Source organism: Streptomyces sp. NPDC019443 (assembly GCF_044389785.1).
GTDB lineage: Bacteria > Actinomycetota > Actinomycetes > Streptomycetales > Streptomycetaceae > Streptomyces.
This window is the reverse complement of record NZ_JBIRYJ010000001.1, coordinates 831486-849610: the sequence shown is the minus strand read 5'-3', so window position 1 is coordinate 849610 and position 18125 is coordinate 831486. Positions and strand designations below refer to the sequence as shown.

Below are 18125 nucleotides of genomic sequence, written 5' to 3'. Positions count from 1 at the left end.
CGGTGAGGCCGCAGCCGCATTTCGGCCGAATGGCGATCACATGAAAGGCCGAGCGGCGCTCATGACTGCGGGCGCCGGGCCTGAATAGGGTTCAAGAGATCACCAGTTCCTGCGACTTGGAGCATCCGTGCACCGCAGAATCATCGTCCCGAGCGCGCTCGCGGCCTCACTGCTGCTGGCGATCCCGGCATCGGCCGCCGACTCCTCGCCGGGCGCCCCGGGCATTGGCGACACCTACTACCCGGCCAGCGGAAACGGCGGATACGACGTATCCCACTACGACCTGAGGCTGAAGTACCAGCCCGCCACCGATCTGCTCGAGGGCACGGCGACGATCCTGGCCACCGCCCACGCAGAACCTGAGCCGTTTCAACCTCGACTTCGGTCTTGACGTCGGCGAGGTGCGGGTCAACAACAAGAAGGCGCAGTTCAAGAAGGAGGGTGACCATGAGCTGGTCATCACTCCGGCCGCGCCGCTGGAGAAGGGCAAGTCCGTCTCAGTGGTCGTCCGCTACGCGGGCAAGCCCTCCGAGCTGAACATCGGCGGGTACACCGCCTGGCACCGTACTCCGGACGGCGGAGTCGCCGCCCAGGAGCCGGACTCGGCCGTGTGGTGGTTCCCGAGCAACGACCACCCGCTGGACAAGGCGACGTACGACATCTCGGTCCTGGTGCCCGACGGGACGCAGACGATCAGCAACGGTGTCCTGCAGTCACAGAGTTCGAGGCTGGGCTGGACGCGCTACAACTGGCGTTCCAACAAGCCGCAGGCGTCGTATCTCGCCACCCTCGCCGTAGGGAAGTTCGACATCACCACGGACAAGACGGCCGACGGACTGCCGATCCTCAATGCGTACAGCAAGGACCTCGGCGACAACGCGGGGGCGGCGCGGGCGAGCGTCGAGCGGACCGGTGAGGTCGCCGAGTGGCTGACCGAGGTCTTCGGCCCGTACCCCTTCAACGCTCTGGGCGGCTATGTCCCCAATGTGACGAGCGGCTACGCGCTGGAGACGCAGACCCGTCCGTTCTACAGCCCGCGGCAGTTCGCGAACGGCGCGAATGTCTCCGTGGTCGTCCATGAGCTGGCCCATCAGTGGTACGGCGACAGTGTCTCCGTCGACGGCTGGAAGGACATCTGGGTCAACGAAGGCTTTGCCCGCTACAGCCAGTGGCTCTGGTCGGAGAAGGAGGGCGAGGGCACCGCGCAGCAGCTCGCGGACTGGGTCTATGCCCAGCACCCGGCCGATGACGCCTTCTGGACGGTCAAACCCGGTGACCCGGGCCCGGACAAGCAGTTCGACATCGCCATCTACGACCGGGGCGCGCTGGCGCTCCAGGCGCTGCGCAACGAGGTCGGCGACGAGGACTTCTTCGCGATCCTCAAGGGCTGGCCGACCGAGCACGCCTACGGCAACGCCAAGGTCGGCGACTTTGTGAAGTACGCCGAGAAGGTCTCCGGCAAGCCGCTGGCCGGTCTGTTCGACACCTGGCTCTACCAGCCGTCGAAGCCCGGCGCTCCGGCCGCGGCGGGTGCCCGGATCGCTGAGGCCGACGGCAAGCACACCCAACCGAGGTCGTGGAAGAAGATCGCCGCCACGAACACGATTCACGAGCACGACCACCACTGAGGTGCAGTCGCGAGGCGCCGCCGTCCCCGTCCGGGACGGCGGCGCTCCGGGTCCCGAGCCGGCTACGGCCGGCTACGGGCGGCCCGGGCAGTCCGCTGGTAGGCGGGGTGGGAGCGCTCTCAGGAGATCGCCGGGACCGGATATCCTGTACCTGGCAGCGTTCTCCCCCGCTGTCGTCCGACGCAGCCGACCGAAGCCGACGAGGAGCGCCCGCCTTGCCCGAGCAGACCACGGGGTCCCGCCCCACCCTGGAAGCCGTCGCCGCCCGCGCCGGTGTCTCCCGGGCCACGGCATCGCGGGTCGTCAACGGCGGCGCCGGGGTTCGCCCCCCACTGGTCGACAAGGTGCGCCAGGCGGTCGAGGAGCTCGGATACATACCGAATCACGCGGCCCGCACCCTGGTCACCCGGCGAAACGGCGCGGTCGCCGTGATCATCGCCGAGCCGGAGTTCCGGATCTTCTCGGACCCCTTCTTCGAGCAGCAGGTGCGCGGCATCAGCCGCGAGCTGACGGCGTACGACTCCCAGCTGGTGCTGCTGTGGGTGGAGGGGCCCGGCGACTACGACCGGATCGCCCGCTATCTCGGCGGCGGCCATGTCGACGGCGCACTCGCCTTCTCGCTGCACAACGACGACGAACTGCCCGCCATCATCCGCCGGGTGCAGGTGCCCAGCGTCTTCGGCGGCCGTCCGGGCTGGCCAGGCGCCGCCTCCGAGCTCGCCGTCCCCTATGTCGACTGCGACAACCGCGGCGGCGCCCGGGAAGCCGTACGTCATCTGGTCTCCCTGGGCCGCCGGCACATCGCGCACATCGCCGGCCCCCGCGACCAGACCTCCGCGCTGGACCGGATCGACGGCTACCGCGACGTCCTGCTGGACGCCGACCCGGAGCTCGTCTGCCAGGGCGACTTCACCGCGGACAGCGGCGCCCGCGCGATGGCCGAACTGCTGGACCGCCGCCCGGAACTGGACGCCGTGTTCGCCGCCAACGACCTGATGGCGTCGGGAGCGCTGCGGACGCTGCGCGAGCGGGGGCGGCGGGTGCCGCAGGATGTGGCGCTGGTCGGCTTCGACGACATGGCGTCGGTGGTGGAGACGACCGATCCGGCGCTGACGACGATCCGTCAGGACATCGAGGGGATGGGCCGGTTGATGGTCCGGCTGCTGATGCGCGTACTCAACGAGAGCGAGCCCGGGGCCGGCGCTCCCGCCTCCGTGATCACTCCGACCACGCTGGTGCGACGGGCCTCGGCCTGAGAGGGCCGTCGCCCGTCGCACACCGCGCGGTCAGCTGAAGAGGATCAGCCGAAGGGGATCACGACCACCGACTTGTCCGTGCCGGTCTGGAGCTTCGCGGTGCCGTTGCCGATGGCGCTCCACACCTCCAGTCGTACGGTGCCGCCCTTGAGATCGCCGACGGTTCCGGTCGACGCCTTCAGGCCGCGTGACTGGGCGTACTCCTCCCAGCCCGCCACCGGGTCGGTCGCGAAGTAGTGGTAGGTCTCGGTCCGGTCGAAGGTGCCGTCGCCCGTGAAGTCATAGCTGATACGGGCCTGCTGCCCGAGGCCGACGGTGGTGCCGGCGTCCAGCTGAAGGCGGAACGCGGTCGCGGCGCCCGGGGTGGGTGTGCCGTTGACCTGTCTGATCTCGTAGACGAGGGGCTGGTGCGGGGTGCCGTCGTAGTTGCCGCCGGCCGCCGACGCGATCGTGTCACTGCCCGCCGTGCCGCCCGACGCGGTGGTGAGCACGCCTCCCGTACGGAGCTGGAAGGTGTTGCCCGTGGGCGGCTCCGGATCGGGATCCGGGTCCGGGTCGCCTCCCCCGGTCCCCGTGCCGGTCGCCGTCGAGCGCGCCGGGACGGTGAGCGTCTTGCCGTCGGAGAAGTTCACCGTACGGGCCGTGGCGCCGTAATTGTGCGCGGCGTAGGTGCGTACCGTGCCCTTGGTGAAGACCGCGGAACTCGGAATGTCACCGGTCACCGTCGCGTCGGGAGCGCCGAGCGCGTCGAGCGTGCTGATCCAGTGGTAGGTGTGCGCCTTGGACTCGCCCTGCTCGGGGGTGTAGCCCGCGTTGCCCGCGTCCCACTTGGCCTTCGCCGCCGCCGGGTCGGCGAGCGACTGGAACTCCCAGAGGATGTCGCGCCATTCGACGGCCGGGCCGCCGTTCTCCCGTTCCATCTCGGCGATGTTGCGCCGGATCGCGGCCTTCTCCCCGCCCAGGTGGAGTGAACCGCCCGTCAACGGAAGGACGTTGATGCCGTGGATCTCCTCCGGGTTGGCGGTCCACCAGGTGGCGTACGCCGCGCCGCTGCCCCAGACCATGCCGGCCGTGTCATGGCCGAAGGAGGACGGGAAGACCTGCTCGTCGGCGTCGAACCAGTACTGGGCGATCGCCTCCGACTCGGTGGTCAGCAGATACGTCCCGAGGTCGCGCAGCGCGGTGTCACCGGTGGCCGAGCCCCACAGCACGAGGCCCGCGCTGAGGTTGGTGGACTCCGACGACGACTCCTGGTTGTTGCCCGCGGCGAATCCCTGGTGCCCGGAGGCCCAGCTGTGACCCGCGTACACGTCGAAGCCACGCAGGAAGGGGAAGGCGGTGTCGGTGCGGCTGGGGTTGGCCGCGTCCCGTACCAGGGTCTTGACCATGCCGCCCCAGGCGGAGTCGGCGGCCCAGCCCTGGTCGTACTGGGCGACGACCGCGGCCGCGTAGACGTAGTAGCTGTAGTGGAAGTGGTGGTCGTTGAGTTCGGTGTCGCTGCCGTAAGAGGCGGGGTAGCCGGTGAGCGTCTTCCAGGCCTTGTCGTACGAGAATTCGTTCGCGCCCCCCGCCGTGAACCAGTCCTGCAGACGGCCCTTGATCAGACCGAGGAGCTTGTCGCGGGTGGCGGTCTCGCCGATCTGGTCGGCGGCGGGCACCAGTTGGGCGAGCTGCCCCAGCACCTTGCCGGTCCAGTAGGTGTCCGTGTAGCCCTTGAAGGGGTCCGGGTCGTTCGCGACCTGGTCGAGATAGCCCTTCAGCCGGGCCTGGTCGACGCCGTTCGACTTCGGCAGCCCGGGCAGCACCGCGGACGCCTTCTGGCTGGTGGTGAAGGAGGCCGCCTCGCGGACCTTCATGGTGCCGCGCGGTGAGACGTATGTGTAGGCGGTGAGCGGGTCGGTGCTGTGCAGCCACTGATGGCGGTAGAGGGCCTGGAGCGTTCCACGTTCGGTGCCCTCCTTGGCCTCGGTGGTCAGGCTGTAGGTGGTCCGCACGGTGCCGCCGGTGTAGCTCCAGGTCGCCTTGGAGCCGGTGACGAAGCTGTACGCGTACTTCTTGTACGTCGCGAGCGCGTCGGCGGAGGGCAGTACGGCGAGCGAGAAATAGTCCTTGGCGCCGAGGCCCGCGGTGATGGTCGAGCCGGAGACAGTCCAGTCGCTGCCGGTGGGTGCGAAGAGGGCGTAGTGGTGGCCCGCGACGGTGATGCCGAGGACATTGCCCTGGTCGGCGAAGACGGCGGGCGCGGCGGCGGTGGTGACCTGGGCGTTGCCGCCGGAGCCCTTGGCGTATACGAACGGCAGGCCGTGGCCGATGGTGGTGCGCAGTGTGCGTGCGCCGTCCGACCAGTAGGGGGTCACGGTCCAGTCGGACCAGTCGTCGGCCTTGGTGTCCGGTGAGTTGAGACCGGTGAGGCCGAGGGTGAGGTCGCGCTTGTGGGCGTACTCGTACTGGCGGCCCTCGCCGACGACCGCGGGCGTTGTGGGGTAGCCGACTTCGAGACCGCCGGCCGTGGCCTGGTAGGTGAGCGGGTGGCCGTACATGGGGGTGGAGTACGGGTTGTCGCCGTACCGCTGGAAGGCGAGGGACGACCACCAGTCGTTGGTGGGGACGGGCTTGTCCTTCGCGGCGGGGGTGACCTTGGGAGTGACCGGCGCGCCGGTGTTGGTGGTCGGGCCCGACGTCCCTGCGGGGCGGGTGTCGGAGTAGCTGCCAGAGCCTACGGGAACGGTGGCGGCCGCCGCCGGAGTGGCGGCCGGGCCCAGGCCGAAGGCGGCCAGGGCTGAGACCAGAGCCAGCGCGGCAGCTGGTCTGGTGCGGGTGGCTGGCATGGACGGCACCTCGAAGTCATCACGGGAAGGGGCGTCCGAGAGCGCTCTCAGATGCCGAGGAACGTAAAACTCATGAAACAGAAGTGTCAATAGTTGAGACACAGGCGGCAGTTCAGGCCGAGTCCAAGCCGTTACGCCTTCGGGACTTGACGGGGCAAGCGCCTTCGGGGCACTCTCCAGACGCATCTTTGAGAGCGCTCTCAATCGGGCGGTCTCGCTCCACCGAAGCCAAGGGAGGCTTCTCATGCCCATCGCCCGAGCCGCCAAAAGGGCCACCGTCCGCCTGGGTGCGGTCGCGCTCGCCGGGGCACTGCTCGCCGCCTGTGGATCCGGATCGTCGGACGGCGCATCCGACAGCGCGGGCGGCAAGGTCTCGCTCACCGTCGACCTCTTCGGATCCTTCGGCTACAAGGAGGCCGGGCTCTACGCGGAGTACGAGAAGCTCCACCCGAACATCAAGATCAAGCAGAGCGACACCGAGGACGAGCAGGACTACTGGAAGTCGCTGCAGACCCGGCTCGCGGGTGGTGGTGGCCTCGCCGATGTGCAGGGCATCGAGGTGGGCCGGATCGCCTCCGTCACCCAGCAGCAGGCCGACAAGTTCGAGGACCTGAAGAAGTACGGCGCCGACAAGCTCAAGGACCAGTTCGCCGAGGCCAAGTGGTCGGCGGCCACCGGCAAGGACGGCCAGATCCTGGGCCTGGGCACGGATGTCGGCCCGGAGGCCATGTGCTATCGCACCGACCTCTTCAAGCAGGCCGGTCTGCCCACCGACCGCACTCAGCTGGCCGCCAAGTGGTCCACCTGGGACGGCTATCTGTCGCTCGGCAAGGAGTACAAGAAAAAGGCCCCGGCCAAGAGCGCCTGGGTGGACAGCGTCGGCAGCATCTACGCGATCATGGTCGGCCAGCAGAAGGAGCGGTACTACGACGCCTCCGGAAAGCTGATCTACGAGGACAACCCGGCGATCAAGGCGGCCTGGGACGCCTCCACCGAGGCGGCGCAGTCAGGTCTGAGCGCCAAGCTCGACCAGTGGTCGCCGCAGTGGAACCAGGCGTTCTCGGCCGGCTCCTTCGCCACCATGCCCTGCCCCGCCTGGATGCTCGGCTACATCAAGGGCCAGGCCGGTGACGCGGGCAAGGGCAAGTGGGACATCGCCAAGCTGCCCGAAGGCGCCGGCAACTGGGGCGGCTCGTATCTCTCGATCCCGCGGGCGGCCAAGCACAAGAAGGAGGCCTACGAGCTGATCCAGTGGCTCACCGCCCCGGAGCAGCAGGCCAAGCTCTTCACCAAGCAGGGCAACTTCCCCTCCTCGACCGGCGCCATCGCCAAGGTCGCGGCGGCGAAGGACCCGTACTTCTCCGACGCCCCGATCGGCCAGATCTTCGGTGACGCCGCCAAGGCCGCGCCGGTCCAGGTGCTCGGCGTCCACGACAAGAGCGTGGCCGACCAGATCACCAACGCGCTGAGCGAGGTGGAGCGCAAGGGCACCTCGCCCGACAAGGCCTGGTCGACCGCGAAGAAGAACGTGGAGAACGCGACCGGCTGACCCGCGGTCGGCACATCCTTCAGGCCGGTCCCAGGTTCCCGGCCGGACCGGCCTGAAGGCTCCTGGTCTTTCAGCTTCCCGTAACGACTCCTCGAAGGGCCGCACCGTGACCCTCACCGCCACCGCGAAACCGGTCTCCCCGCAGCCGGGGGCCCGGCCGTCGGCCGCGTACCGGACTTGGCGCACGCTCTCGCCGTACGCCTATATCGCCCCGTTCTTCACCCTTTTCGCCGCCTTCGGGCTCTTCCCGCTGATCTACACGGCCTTCGTCTCGCTCTACCGGGTCGAGCTGCAGACGCCGGGCGAGATGGAGTGGCGGGGCCTTGGCAACTACACCGCGCTCTTCGGCGACGAGATCTTCTGGACCGCGCTGAGCAACACCTTCACGATCGGGGTGCTGTCCACCGTCCCGCAGCTGGTGATGGCGCTCGGGCTGGCCCATCTGCTCAACTACCGGCTGCGCGGCCGGACTTTCCTGCGTACGGCGATGCTGCTGCCTTACGCGACCTCGGTCGCCGCCGCGACACTGGTCTTCGCGCAGCTCTTCGGCCGGGACTTCGGGCTGATCAACTATGTGCTGGGGCTTGTCGGTTTCGGTCCGGTGGACTGGCAGGCCGGCACGGTCTCCTCGCAGATCGCCGTATCGACCATCGTCATCTGGCGCTGGACCGGCTACAACGCGCTGATCTATCTGGCGGGCATGCAGTCCATTCCGAGCGAGCTGTACGAGGCCGCCGAGATGGACGGGGCCTCGCGCTGGCGGCAGTTCATCCATGTCACGCTGCCGGGACTGCGTCCCACGATCCTGTTCACCGTCGTCGTCTCGACGATCGGCGCCACCCAGCTCTTCGGTGAACCGCTGCTGTTCGAGGGCTCCATCTCCGGCGGCATCTCGCACCAGTACCAGACGCTCGGCCTTTATATGTACGAACAGGGCTGGGGCTTCTTCCATCTGGGCCGGGCCGCCGCCATCGCCTGGGTGATGTTCCTGCTGATCCTGGTGCTGGTCGGGGTCAACGCCCTGATCGCGCACCGCCGTTCCCGCAAGGAGGCCGGCCGATGACCGCGCTCGCCGACCCGCCTACGAAACCGCCTGCCGCGGGCCCACGACCGCAGTCCACGCGCCGGCGGAAAAGCCGGGCGGGCCGCACGATGCAGGGCGGCAAGCTCGCGTACGCGATCCTGGTCGTCGCCGTCCTGATCTCGGCGTTCCCCTTCTACTGGACCATCGTCGCCGCCAGCCGCTCCAACGCCGATCTGGCGAAGGTGCCGCCGACACTGCTGCCCGGGTCGAATCTGATCCGCAACTTCGAGGCGGTGATGGAGGAGGCCGATATCGGCAAGGCCCTCCTCAACTCCTTCATCGTCTCCGGCTCGATCACGATCGGCACAGTGCTGTGCTGCACGCTCGCCGGTTTCGCCTTCGCCAAGCTGCGCTTCCGTGGCCGCGGAGCGCTGCTGGCCATCACGGTGGGGACGATGATGATCCCGCCGCAGCTCGGTGTGATCCCGCTGTTCATGCTGATCGCCGAATTGCAGTGGGTGAATCAGCTGCAGGCCGTGATCCTGCCCGGCCTTGTCTCCGCCTTCGGCGTGTTCTTCATGCGGCAGTACCTGGTGCAGTCGCTGCCGGACGAGCTGATCGAGGCGGCCCGGGTCGACGGTGCGTCCACCGCGCGGATCTTCTGGTCGATCGTGGTGCCCATCGCCCGGCCCGGTATGGCCGTGCTCGGCATGCTGACCTTCATGGCCGCGTGGAACGACTTCTTCTGGCCGATCGTCGCGCTCTCCTCACAGGAGCCGACCGTGCAGGTGGCGCTGCGCCAGCTGGGCGGCGGCTATGTCCACGACCAGTCCGTGATCATGGCCGGCACGCTGCTCGGCACTCTTCCCGTGCTGCTGGTCTTCGGGCTGCTCGGCCGGCAGATCGTCGGCGGCATCATGCAGGGCGCCGTCAAGGGCTGACCCCGTCCTCCACCGCCTCATCTCTATTTCCTGGGAGTCCCACCTCATGACCGCTGTCGACGCACGCCCCGAGACGACGACGGAGCTCCGGTTCCCGGCCGGTTTCCGCTGGGGCACCGCCACCGCCGCGTACCAGATCGAGGGCGCCGCCACCGAGGACGGCCGTACGCCGTCCATCTGGGACACCTTCTGCCGCACGCCTGGCAAGGTCCGCAACGGTGACTCCGGCGACATCGCCGCCGACCACTACCACCGGATGCGCGAGGACGTCGCGCTGATGAAGCAGCTGGGCGTCACCGACTACCGGTTCTCCATCGCCTGGCCACGGGTGCAGCCGACCGGGCGCGGTCCCGCCGTACAGAAGGGCCTGGACTTCTACCGCCGGCTCACCGACGAACTCCTCAAGGCGGGTATCCGGCCGGTCGCCACGCTCTACCACTGGGATCTGCCGCAGGAGTTGGAGGACGCGGGCGGCTGGCCGCAGCGCGAGACCGCCCGGCGGTTCGGCGACTACGCCGGGATCATGGCGGACGCGCTCGGTGACCGGGTGGCGACCTGGACCACCCTGAACGAGCCGTGGTGTGCGGCGTTTCTCGGGTACGGCTCCGGGGTGCACGCGCCGGGGCGCACCAGCGCGAGTGCCTCGCTGCGCGCTGCCCACCACTTCAACCTGGCGCACGGCCTGGCGGCTCAATTGCTGCACACCGCCCTGCCCTCGACGTCCGAGATCTCGCTGACGCTCAATCTGCACGCGGTGCGTCCGCTCACCGACTCCGCTGCCGACCTCGATGCCGCGCGCCGGATCGACGCCGTCGGAAACCGGATCTTCCTCGATCCGGTGTTCCACGGCCGGATTCCGGAGGATCTGGTCCGTGACACGGCCGCGGTGACCGACTGGGCCTTCGTCCAGGACGGCGATCTGGAGGTCATCTCCACGCCGATCGACTCGCTGGGCATCAACTACTACTCCCCCACCGTCGTCGGCGCCGGCTCGTCGGACTCGCCGTCGCCGTGGGCCGGCGCGGAGGAGCATGTGCGCTTTTTGCCCGCGCCGGGCCCGCGCACCGCGATGGACTGGCCGGTCGACGCCGACGGTCTGTACGAGCTGCTGACCCGGCTGCGCGACGACCTGCCGGGCGTGCCGCTGGTGATCACCGAGAACGGTGCCGCGTACGACGACTACGCCGACCCGTCCGGCGAGGTCCACGACCCGGAGCGGGTGGAGTATCTGCGGGCCCATCTGTCGGCGGTGCACCGGGCGATCGGGGCGGGCGCGGATGTGCGGGGCTACTTCCTGTGGTCGCTGCTCGACAACTTCGAGTGGGCGTACGGCTACAGCAAGCGGTTCGGCATCGTCCATGTCGACTTCGCGACCCAGCGCCGTACCGTCAAGGACAGCGCCCGCTGGTACGGGGACGTCATCGCACGGGGCGGTCTGACCGGCTGATCCGGGCGGCCCGCCGCGCCTCGCGCGCCAGCGGGAGGTACCGCAGTCGCTCGGGGAGTACGGGAACCACGGCCCGTACGACCCGGGCGAATCTGCGCAGTCTGCGCTCCTGCTCGTCCGTCCACTCCAGGCCGATCGCCTCGCGCGCGTCGGGCGGCATCAGCCCGATGGTCATGAAGCGGCGGAAGCGGGCGAACGCGGGCAGCAGCACCGGCCACACCGTCCTGAGCAGCACTCTGAGCGCCAGCGGCCCGCGGTCGGGCGGCGGCATCGCCGGGTCGGTGGCGATCAGTTCGCGTACGACGACAGTCGGCTCCAGTTCGTCGGCGAGCACCTTGCGGTAGTACGGCCAGAACTCCTCGATCGTCTGGGGCATGTCCCGGTCGTGGATGCCGAGGACCCGTCCGACCTGGAGCCACTCGGCGTAGAGCTTGCGCTCCTGGGCCTCGGTGAGCGGGCGCGCCAGATAGCGCAGCGCGTGCTGGTACACCGGGAAGCCGGTGGCATGGACCCAGGAGTAGTAGGCCGGATCGAGCGCGTGGTACCTGCGGCCGTGGGCATCCGTGCCCTGGATGGTCTTGTGCAGCTCCCGGAGCCTGCGCCCCTCCTCGGCCGCCGCATCGCCCCCGTACACCCACAGCTGGAGCGAGCGCAGCGAACGCTCGCCGCGACCCCACGGGTCGGTGCGGAAGACGGAGTGCTCGTCGACGCCGGCGCCGACGGCGGGGTGGGCGACCTGCAGGGTGAGAGCGGCGGGCAGCATCAGCAGACCGCGGATGTCACCGGCGAGGGTCCAGAGCACTCCGCCGGGCGGTGGTGGTACGGGATCAGCCGCGGGCCCGGTCATTTGACCATCGTAACTTTCATGGGGCCGAGCGGGCCTTCTGCCGCCCCTGCCGGGCAGCAGCGCGAAGACGGCGGCACCAGTGTTGGTGAGATCGTACGGCGGCGGAAAGAAAGTGGGCCCCTGGCCATTACCAGGTGGTAACTCTGGCTGATTTGATGTGCGTCGCCGGTCGTACCCCCCACCACATCCGGGAGTCTTTGTGCCGCACTCCGCGCTCCGCCGCATCCCTGGCGCAGCTCTTTCCACCGCGCTCGCCGCGGCCGTCCTCACCGGGACGGCTCCGACAGCTTCCGCAGCCCCGGCGGCCGCGACGCCGTCCCTGAAGGTGCTGACGTACAACGCCTTCCTGTTCAGCAAGACGCTGTACCCCAACTGGGGCCAGGACCACCGGGCCGCGGCGATCCCCGCGACCTCGTTCTTCCAGGGCAACGACGTCGTCGTGATCCAGGAAGCCTTCGACAACTCCTCATCGGGCGCGCTGATGCAGAAGGCCGCCGCCCAGTACCCGTACCAGACCCCGGTGATGGGGCGGAGCAAGGACGGCTGGGACGCGACCGGCGGGTCGTACTCGGCCACCACGCCCGAGGACGGCGGGGTCACGGTGCTCAGCAAGTGGCCGATCGTCCGCAAGGAGCAGTTCGTCTACAAGGACGCCTGCGGGGCGGACTGGTGGTCCAACAAGGGCTTCGTCTATGCCGTGTTGAACGTCAACGGCGCGAAGGTGCATGTGGTGGGTACGCACGCGCAGTCCACCGACCCCGGCTGTGGCGCGGGCGAGGCGGCGCAGATGCGCAGCCGCCAGTTCAAGGCGATCGACGCCTTCCTGGACGGCAAGAACATCCCGGCCGCTGAACAGGTCCTGGTCGCGGGCGACTTCAATGTCGACTCGCGGACGCCGGAGTACGCCACGATGCTCGCCGACGCGGGTCTCGCGGGCGCGGACGCCCGCACCGGACACCCGTACTCCTTCGACACCGAGCAGAACTCGATCGCGTCCGAGCGCTATCCGGACGACCCGCGCGAGGACCTCGACCACGTCCTGCACCGCACCGGGCACGCGAAGCCGGCCGGCTGGACCAATGAGGTGATCAAGGAGCAGAGCGCGCCCTGGACGGTCTCCAGCTGGGGCACGAGCTACACGTACAGCAACCTCTCCGACCATTACCCGGTCGTCGCGTCCGGACAGTAGTCGCAAGCCTTTCGCAGCTGGTCAGAGGCCGCTTTTCGGCAGTGGCTGCAAGGGAGTTGGTATGTCACGGTGGTGACCATGACCGGTCACGGGCACGTTCATGGTCACCACCATCACCACGCTCATGAGCGCGTCGACGCCGCCCTCGAAGGGTCGGCGCAGGGGCTGCGGACGCTGTGGTTCTCCTTCGGGGTGCTCGCCGCCACGACAGCCGTCCAGGCGGTGATCGCGGCCGTGTCGGGGTCGGTGGCGCTGCTCGGCGACACCGTCCACAACGCCGCCGACGCGCTCACCGCCCTGCCGCTCGCCCTCGCCTTCGTCCTCGGCCGACGGGCGGCCACCCGCCGCTACACCTACGGCTTCGGGCGGGCGGAGGATCTGGCGGGCGTCTTCGTGGTGCTGGTGATCGCCGCGTCCGCGGTCTTTGCCGGCTACGAGGCGCTGCGGCGGCTGTTCGAGCCGCAGGAGGTCAGCCATCTGGCTGCAGTGGCCACGGCCGGTCTGGTGGGATTCGCCGGCAACGAGTGGGTGGCAGTGGCCCGGATCCGCACTGGCCGCAGGATCGGATCGGCCGCGCTGGTTGCTGACGGACTGCACGCTCGCAGTGACGGATTCACCTCTCTGGCCGTATTGCTGGGCGCGGGCGGAGCTGCACTCGGATGGCGGTGGGCCGATCCGCTGATCGGGCTCGCGATAACGGGGGCGATCGCGCTGGTGCTGCGCGGGGCGGCGCGCGAGATCTGGCACCGGCTGATGGACGCGGTGGACCCTGCGCTGGTCGACCAGGCCGAGCACGCGCTCTGTCATGTCGAGGGCGTACGGGCCGTGGGGGACGTACGAATGCGCTGGCTTGGGCACAATCTGCGGGCCGAGACGTCGATCGCGGTCGACCCCGCGCTGACGGTGGCGCAGGCGCACGCCGTGGCTCTTGCCGCGGAGCACGCGCTGCTGCACACGGTCCGCCGGCTCACGGCGGCCACCGTCCAGATCCATCCCTGACATGCCCTCGACCCCTTCCGCCGAACGGGTGGTCCGGCGTTCTCGCGGGCGCCTGCATGGCAGGGCCATGCCAGATTTGATCCGGCACACCGGACTGGTCCAGCCCAAACTGCTTCTCGGCACCCCCACTACGGACTCGTACGAAGGAGAAGCCCCCCCATGAGACGCACGCTCCGCGCGCGCATCTGCCTTTCCGTCCTCCTCGTCCTGCCTGCCGCCGGTCTGGGCCCAGGCACCGCCGCGGCCGCCCCGGAACCACATCCGGGCGTCACGCCCTCGGCGATGCAGTACCAACTGCACAGCACTCTCGAACGTGCGCTCGGCGACCGCGCCGCCGGTTCGTATCTCGACGCCGACACGGGCGAACTGGTCGTCACCGTCACCGACGAGGCCGCGGCCGACCAGGTCCGGGCCGCCGGCACACGCGCGAAACGCGTCGAGCGCAGCACGGCCGAGCTTGAATCCGCCATGGCCGTCCTGGATGCCCGGGCGAAGATCACCGGCACCTCCTGGGGTATCGACCCCTCGACGAACCGGATCGCGATCGAGGCCGACCGGACCGTCTCCGCGGGCTCAATGGCGCTGCTGAAGACGGTGGCCGCGAGTCTCGGCGACGCCGTGCGGATCAAGCGTGTGCCCGGGGTCCTCAAGAAGGAAGTGGTCGGCGGAGACGCGATCCACGGCGGCGGCTACCGCTGCTCGGCAGCCTTCAACGTCTCGAAGGGCACGGTCCATTACTTCGTGACGGCGGGCCACTGCACCAACTCGGCCGCAAGCTGGTCGACGACGTCCGACGGCTGGGCCATCGGGACCAGCGTGGGCACCAGCTTCCCGACCAACGACTACGGCCTCGTCCGGTACACGGACGGCTCGCGGCCCGCCGGGGACGTCAACCTCTACAACGGCAGATACCAGGACATCACGTCCGCGGCGGACGCCATCGTCGGCCAGGCCATCAGGAAGAGCGGCTCGACGTCCAAGGTGACCAGCGGCAAGGTCACCGCGGTGAACGTCACCGTCAACTATGGCGAGGGGCCGGTCTACAACTTGGTCCGCACCACCGCATGCTCGGCGGCCGGCGACAGCGGCGGAGCGCACTTCGCAGGTGCCACCGCGCTGGGCATCCACTCGGGCAGCGCCGGCTGCTCCGGCAGCAGGGGCTCTGCGATCCACCAGCCGGTGAAGGAAGTACTCAGCGCGTACGGCGTGAACGTGGACTGAGGACCGACACGCGGCGGGCGTGCCCACCACGTGGGCACGCCCGCAGTGCTGTGCAGCCACTTCGACTCCACCCCAAGATCCGCAGGGCACTTTCACAACACTGGTGAGACAGCAATACTGTTGCACCGCGTGAGGAGAAAGTGAGGCGCACCCATGGCGACCGAGACCGAGGAGCCGACGCTCACCGTCGACGAGCTGGCCGCGCGGGCCGGGGTCACCGTGCGGACCGTTCGCTTCTACAGCACGCGCGGGCTGCTGCCTCCCCCGGCGATCGGGCCGCGGCGGGTCGGGCACTACGGCCCGGGCCATCTGTCCCGGCTGGCCCTCATCGAGGAGCTTCAGCACCAGGGCATGACCCTCGCCGCGATCGAGCGCTATCTGGAGCAGCTGCCGGAGGACCTGAGCGCGCACGATCTCGCCGTCCACCGTGCGCTGGTGGCCTCCTGGGCGCCGGATTCGCCCGAGGAGGCGTCCCATGCCGACTTGGAGCGCCGTGCGGGGCGGTCGCTGAGCGAGGAGGACATCGACCGGCTCGCGGCGATGGGCGTCCTGGAGCGCGCGGGCGACGCGGGTGACGCCGACGGCTACCGGCTCGACCCGGGGCTGCTGCGGCTCGGTGTGCAGCTGCTGGACGTGCCGATCGCGCACGAGACGATCCTCGCCGCCCGTACCGTCCTGCTGAAGCACACCCGCTCCGCCGCGCACGAACTCACCCAGCTGTTCCGGGACGAGGTGTGGAGCCCGTACCGGGAACGGGAGTCGGACCCCGAGCATGTCGCGGCGATGAAGTCGCTGTCCGCCCATATGCAGCCGATGGTGGTGCAGGCGCTGGTGACCGCGTTCCAGCGGTCGCTGAAGGAGGAGCTGCGGGCCGCGTTCGCCACGGAGTAGTACCGCCGAGTGGTACGGCTCAGTCGTACCACTCGGCATTGCTGCCACTCGGCGGTGGACGCGGCCGCGGCCGCGACGGTCAGACCCCGTCGCTGAACTTCTCGCCCCGCTCCGCCTTCTCGACCAGCAGCGCCGGCGGGTCGAAGCGGTCGCCGTACCGCTCGGCGAGCTCCCGGGCGCGCGAAACGAAGCCGGTCAGACCGCCCTCGTAGCCATTGATGTACTGCAGCACGCCGCCCGTCCAGGCCGGGAAGCCGATGCCCATGATGGAGCCGATGTTGGCGTCGGCGACCGACGTCAGCACGTTCTCCTCCAGGCAGCGGACCGAGTCCAGCGCCTCCGAGAAGAGCATCCGCTCCTTCATGTCCTCGAAGGGCACGTCCACCTCCGAACGCGTGAAGTGCTCGCGCAGACCGGGCCACAGCCCGGTCCGCTTGCCGTCCTCGCCGTACTCGTAGAAGCCCGCCCCGCCGCTGCGGCCCGTACGCCCGAACTCGTCGACCATCCGGTCGATCACGGCGTCCGCCGGGTGCCCGGACCAGGTGCCGCCGGCCTCCTCGACCGCGCGCTTGGTCTCGTTGCGGATCTTGCGCGGCAGGGTGAGCGTCAGCTCGTCCATCAGGGAGAGCACCTTCGCCGGGTACCCGGCCTGCGCGGCGGCCTGCTCGACCGACGCCGGGTCGGCGCCCTCGCCGACCATCGCCACACCCTCGTTGATGAACTGGCCGATCACGCGCGAGGTGAAGAACCCGCGCGAATCATTGACGACGATCGGGGTCTTGTTGATCTGGCGGACCAGGTCGAAGGCGCGGGCCAGCGCCTCTTCGCCGGTGCGCTCGCCCTTGATGATCTCTACGAGCGGCATCTTGTCGACGGGCGAGAAGAAGTGCAGCCCGATGAAGTCGACGGGCCGGGACACGCCTTCGGCGAGCACGGTGATGGGCAGGGTCGAGGTGTTGGAGCAGAGCAGCGCGTCCGGCTCGATGACGTCCTGGATCTCCTGGAACACCTTGTGCTTGAGCGCGGTGTCCTCGAACACCGCCTCGATCACGGCGTCGCAGCCCGCGAGATCCGCGGGTTCCGCGGTCGGCGTGATGCGCGCGAGCAGCGCGTCCCGCTTGGCCTCGGTCGTACGGCCCCGGGAGAGCGCCTTCGCCAGCAGCTGCTCGGAGTAGCCCTTGCCCTTCTCGGCGGCATCCAGAGACACGTCCTTGAGGACGACTTCGATGCCCGCCCGGGCGCAGGAGTACGCGATGCCCGCGCCCATCATCCCCGCGCCGAGGACGGCGACCTTGCGGACCGGGCGCGGCTCGATGCCCCCGGGGCGGTTGGCGCCGGAGTTGACCGCCTGCAGATCGAAGAAGAACGCCTGGATCATGTTCTTGGCGATCCGGCCGGTGACCAGCTCGGTGAAGTACCGCGCCTCGATGGTCTGCGCGGTCTCGAAGTCGACCTGGGAGCCCTCGACGGCCGTCGCGAGGATATTGCGCGGGGCGGGGTAGGGGGCGCCGGCGGTCTGCTTCTTCAGATTCGCGGGGAAGGCGGGGAGGTTGGCGGCGAACCGCGGGCTGGACGGGGTGCCGCCGGGGATCTTGTAGCCCTTGACGTCCCAGGGCTGCTGGGACTCGGGGTTGGCATCGATGAAGGCGCGCGCCTTGGCGAGCATCTCGTCGGTGGTGGCGGCCACTTCGTGGATCAGGCCGTTCTCCCGGGCCCGCTGCGGGGAGTACTGCGTGCCCTGCAGCAGCACCTTCAGCAGCGCGTCCGCGATGCCCATGAGCCGTACGGTACGGGTGACGCCGCCGCCCGCAGGCAGCAGGCCGAGGGTGACCTCGGGCAGGCCGATCTTGGAGCCGGGCGCGTCGAGTGCGATGCGGTGGTGGCAGGCCAGGGCGATCTCGTAACCGCCGCCCAGCGCCGCGCCGTTGATCGCCGCGACGACGGGCTTGCCGAGCGTCTCGATCTTCCGCAGGGCGTGCTTGATGGCCATGCCGGTGTCGAAGACCTGCTCGGCGTTCTCCGGACCGACCTTGATCATGTCCTTGAGGTCGCCACCCGCGAAGAAGGTCTTCTTGGCGGAGGTGAAGATGATGCCGCGGATGGAGTCCTTCTCGGCCTCCGCGCGCTCGGCGATCGCCGCGATGGAGTCCTTGAAGGCCTGGTTCATCGTGTTGGCGGACTGATTAGGGTCGTCGAGGACGAGGGTGACGACGCCGTCGTCGCTCCGCTCCCAGCGGATGGTGGTGCTCTCGGTCATTGCGAAGTCTCCATGAGGGTCTGGTCGGGCCGGGGCCCGGAAGGTCGC

Annotated in this window: 12 protein-coding genes and 1 pseudogene; 10 read left to right on the top strand and 3 right to left on the bottom strand. The window is 69.3% G+C overall.

The window, feature by feature from the left end:
- The first annotated feature begins 127 nt into the window (after positions 1-127).
- Together ACH492_RS03830 and ACH492_RS03825 are read left to right on the top strand one after the other, a co-directional pair.
- A pseudogene (locus ACH492_RS03830) lies at positions 128-1628 on the top strand (M1 family metallopeptidase).
- 215 nt (positions 1629-1843) lie between these two features.
- A complete protein-coding gene (locus ACH492_RS03825; RefSeq protein ID WP_398982405.1) occupies positions 1844-2884 on the top strand; it encodes a LacI family DNA-binding transcriptional regulator in 1041 nt (346 codons plus the stop codon).
- A gap of 44 nt (positions 2885-2928) precedes the next feature.
- On the opposite strand, the gene ACH492_RS03820 is transcribed toward ACH492_RS03825, so the two are convergent.
- Positions 2929-5712, bottom strand: a complete 2784-nt coding sequence (locus tag ACH492_RS03820; protein ID WP_398982403.1) for a glycosyl hydrolase — start codon at positions 5710-5712, stop codon at positions 2929-2931.
- A 244-nt stretch (positions 5713-5956) separates the two neighbouring features.
- On the opposite strand from ACH492_RS03820, the gene ACH492_RS03815 reads away from it, so the two are divergent.
- The 4 genes from ACH492_RS03815 (at position 5957) to ACH492_RS03800 (ending at position 10673) form a co-directional block, all read left to right on the top strand.
- The gene (locus ACH492_RS03815; RefSeq protein WP_398982401.1) at positions 5957-7261 is read left to right on the top strand and encodes an extracellular solute-binding protein; all 1305 of its coding nucleotides are present in this window, start codon (positions 5957-5959) and stop codon (positions 7259-7261) included.
- A gap of 106 nt (positions 7262-7367) precedes the next feature.
- The gene (locus tag ACH492_RS03810; RefSeq protein WP_398982399.1) at positions 7368-8324 is read left to right on the top strand and encodes a carbohydrate ABC transporter permease; all 957 of its coding nucleotides are present in this window, start codon (positions 7368-7370) and stop codon (positions 8322-8324) included.
- A complete protein-coding gene (locus tag ACH492_RS03805) occupies positions 8321-9226 on the top strand; it encodes a carbohydrate ABC transporter permease (protein WP_398982397.1) in 906 nt (301 codons plus the stop codon). Before ACH492_RS03810 ends, ACH492_RS03805 begins: the two co-directional genes overlap by 4 nt.
- A 46-nt stretch (positions 9227-9272) precedes the next feature.
- Positions 9273-10673, top strand: a complete 1401-nt coding sequence (locus tag ACH492_RS03800) for a GH1 family beta-glucosidase (RefSeq protein ID WP_398982395.1) — start codon at positions 9273-9275, stop codon at positions 10671-10673.
- Here the strand turns inward: ACH492_RS03800 and ACH492_RS03795 are convergent.
- On the bottom strand, positions 10645-11520 hold the full coding sequence (locus tag ACH492_RS03795) for an oxygenase MpaB family protein (RefSeq protein WP_398982393.1): 876 nt from the start codon (positions 11518-11520) through the stop codon (positions 10645-10647). The genes ACH492_RS03800 and ACH492_RS03795 overlap by 29 nt on opposite strands.
- 199 nt (positions 11521-11719) lie before the next feature.
- On the opposite strand from ACH492_RS03795, the gene sph reads away from it, so the two are divergent.
- From sph to ACH492_RS03775, 4 genes are all read left to right on the top strand, one after another.
- Entirely contained in the window at positions 11720-12709 is a 990-nt protein-coding gene (gene sph / locus ACH492_RS03790) for a sphingomyelin phosphodiesterase (RefSeq protein WP_398982391.1), read from the top strand.
- Positions 12710-12787: 78 nt separating this feature from the next.
- Positions 12788-13708 carry a cation diffusion facilitator family transporter gene (locus ACH492_RS03785; protein ID WP_398982389.1) on the top strand — a complete coding sequence of 307 codons (921 nt, stop codon included), beginning with the start codon at positions 12788-12790 and terminating at the stop codon, positions 13706-13708.
- Positions 13709-13867: 159 nt separating this feature from the next.
- Positions 13868-14929, top strand: a complete 1062-nt coding sequence (locus ACH492_RS03780; RefSeq protein WP_398982387.1) for a S1 family peptidase — start codon at positions 13868-13870, stop codon at positions 14927-14929.
- Between the two features lie 153 nt (positions 14930-15082).
- Positions 15083-15820 (top strand): MerR family transcriptional regulator, encoded by a 738-nt coding sequence (locus ACH492_RS03775; RefSeq protein WP_398982385.1) that lies wholly within the window; start codon positions 15083-15085, stop codon positions 15818-15820.
- Positions 15821-15899: 79 nt separating this feature from the next.
- Here the strand turns inward: ACH492_RS03775 and ACH492_RS03770 are convergent, their stop codons facing one another.
- On the bottom strand, positions 15900-18077 hold the full coding sequence (locus tag ACH492_RS03770) for a 3-hydroxyacyl-CoA dehydrogenase NAD-binding domain-containing protein (RefSeq protein ID WP_398982383.1): 2178 nt from the start codon (positions 18075-18077) through the stop codon (positions 15900-15902).
- Positions 18078-18125: the final 48 nt, after the last annotated feature.

Coding starts and splice junctions, on each gene's coding strand:
- ACH492_RS03815 (WP_398982401.1), top strand. CDS start 5,957: ATGCCCATCGCCCGAGCCGCCAAAAGGGCCACCGTCCGCCTGGGTGCG.
- ACH492_RS03800 (WP_398982395.1), top strand. CDS start 9,273: ATGACCGCTGTCGACGCACGCCCCGAGACGACGACGGAGCTCCGGTTC.
- ACH492_RS03770 (WP_398982383.1), bottom strand. CDS start 18,077: ATGACCGAGAGCACCACCATCCGCTGGGAGCGGAGCGACGACGGCGTC.
- ACH492_RS03775 (WP_398982385.1), top strand. CDS start 15,083: ATGGCGACCGAGACCGAGGAGCCGACGCTCACCGTCGACGAGCTGGCC.
- ACH492_RS03795 (WP_398982393.1), bottom strand. CDS start 11,520: ATGACCGGGCCCGCGGCTGATCCCGTACCACCACCGCCCGGCGGAGTG.
- ACH492_RS03785 (WP_398982389.1), top strand. CDS start 12,788: ATGACCGGTCACGGGCACGTTCATGGTCACCACCATCACCACGCTCAT.
- ACH492_RS03780 (WP_398982387.1), top strand. CDS start 13,868: ATGAGACGCACGCTCCGCGCGCGCATCTGCCTTTCCGTCCTCCTCGTC.
- ACH492_RS03820 (WP_398982403.1), bottom strand. CDS start 5,712: ATGCCAGCCACCCGCACCAGACCAGCTGCCGCGCTGGCTCTGGTCTCA.
- ACH492_RS03805 (WP_398982397.1), top strand. CDS start 8,321: ATGACCGCGCTCGCCGACCCGCCTACGAAACCGCCTGCCGCGGGCCCA.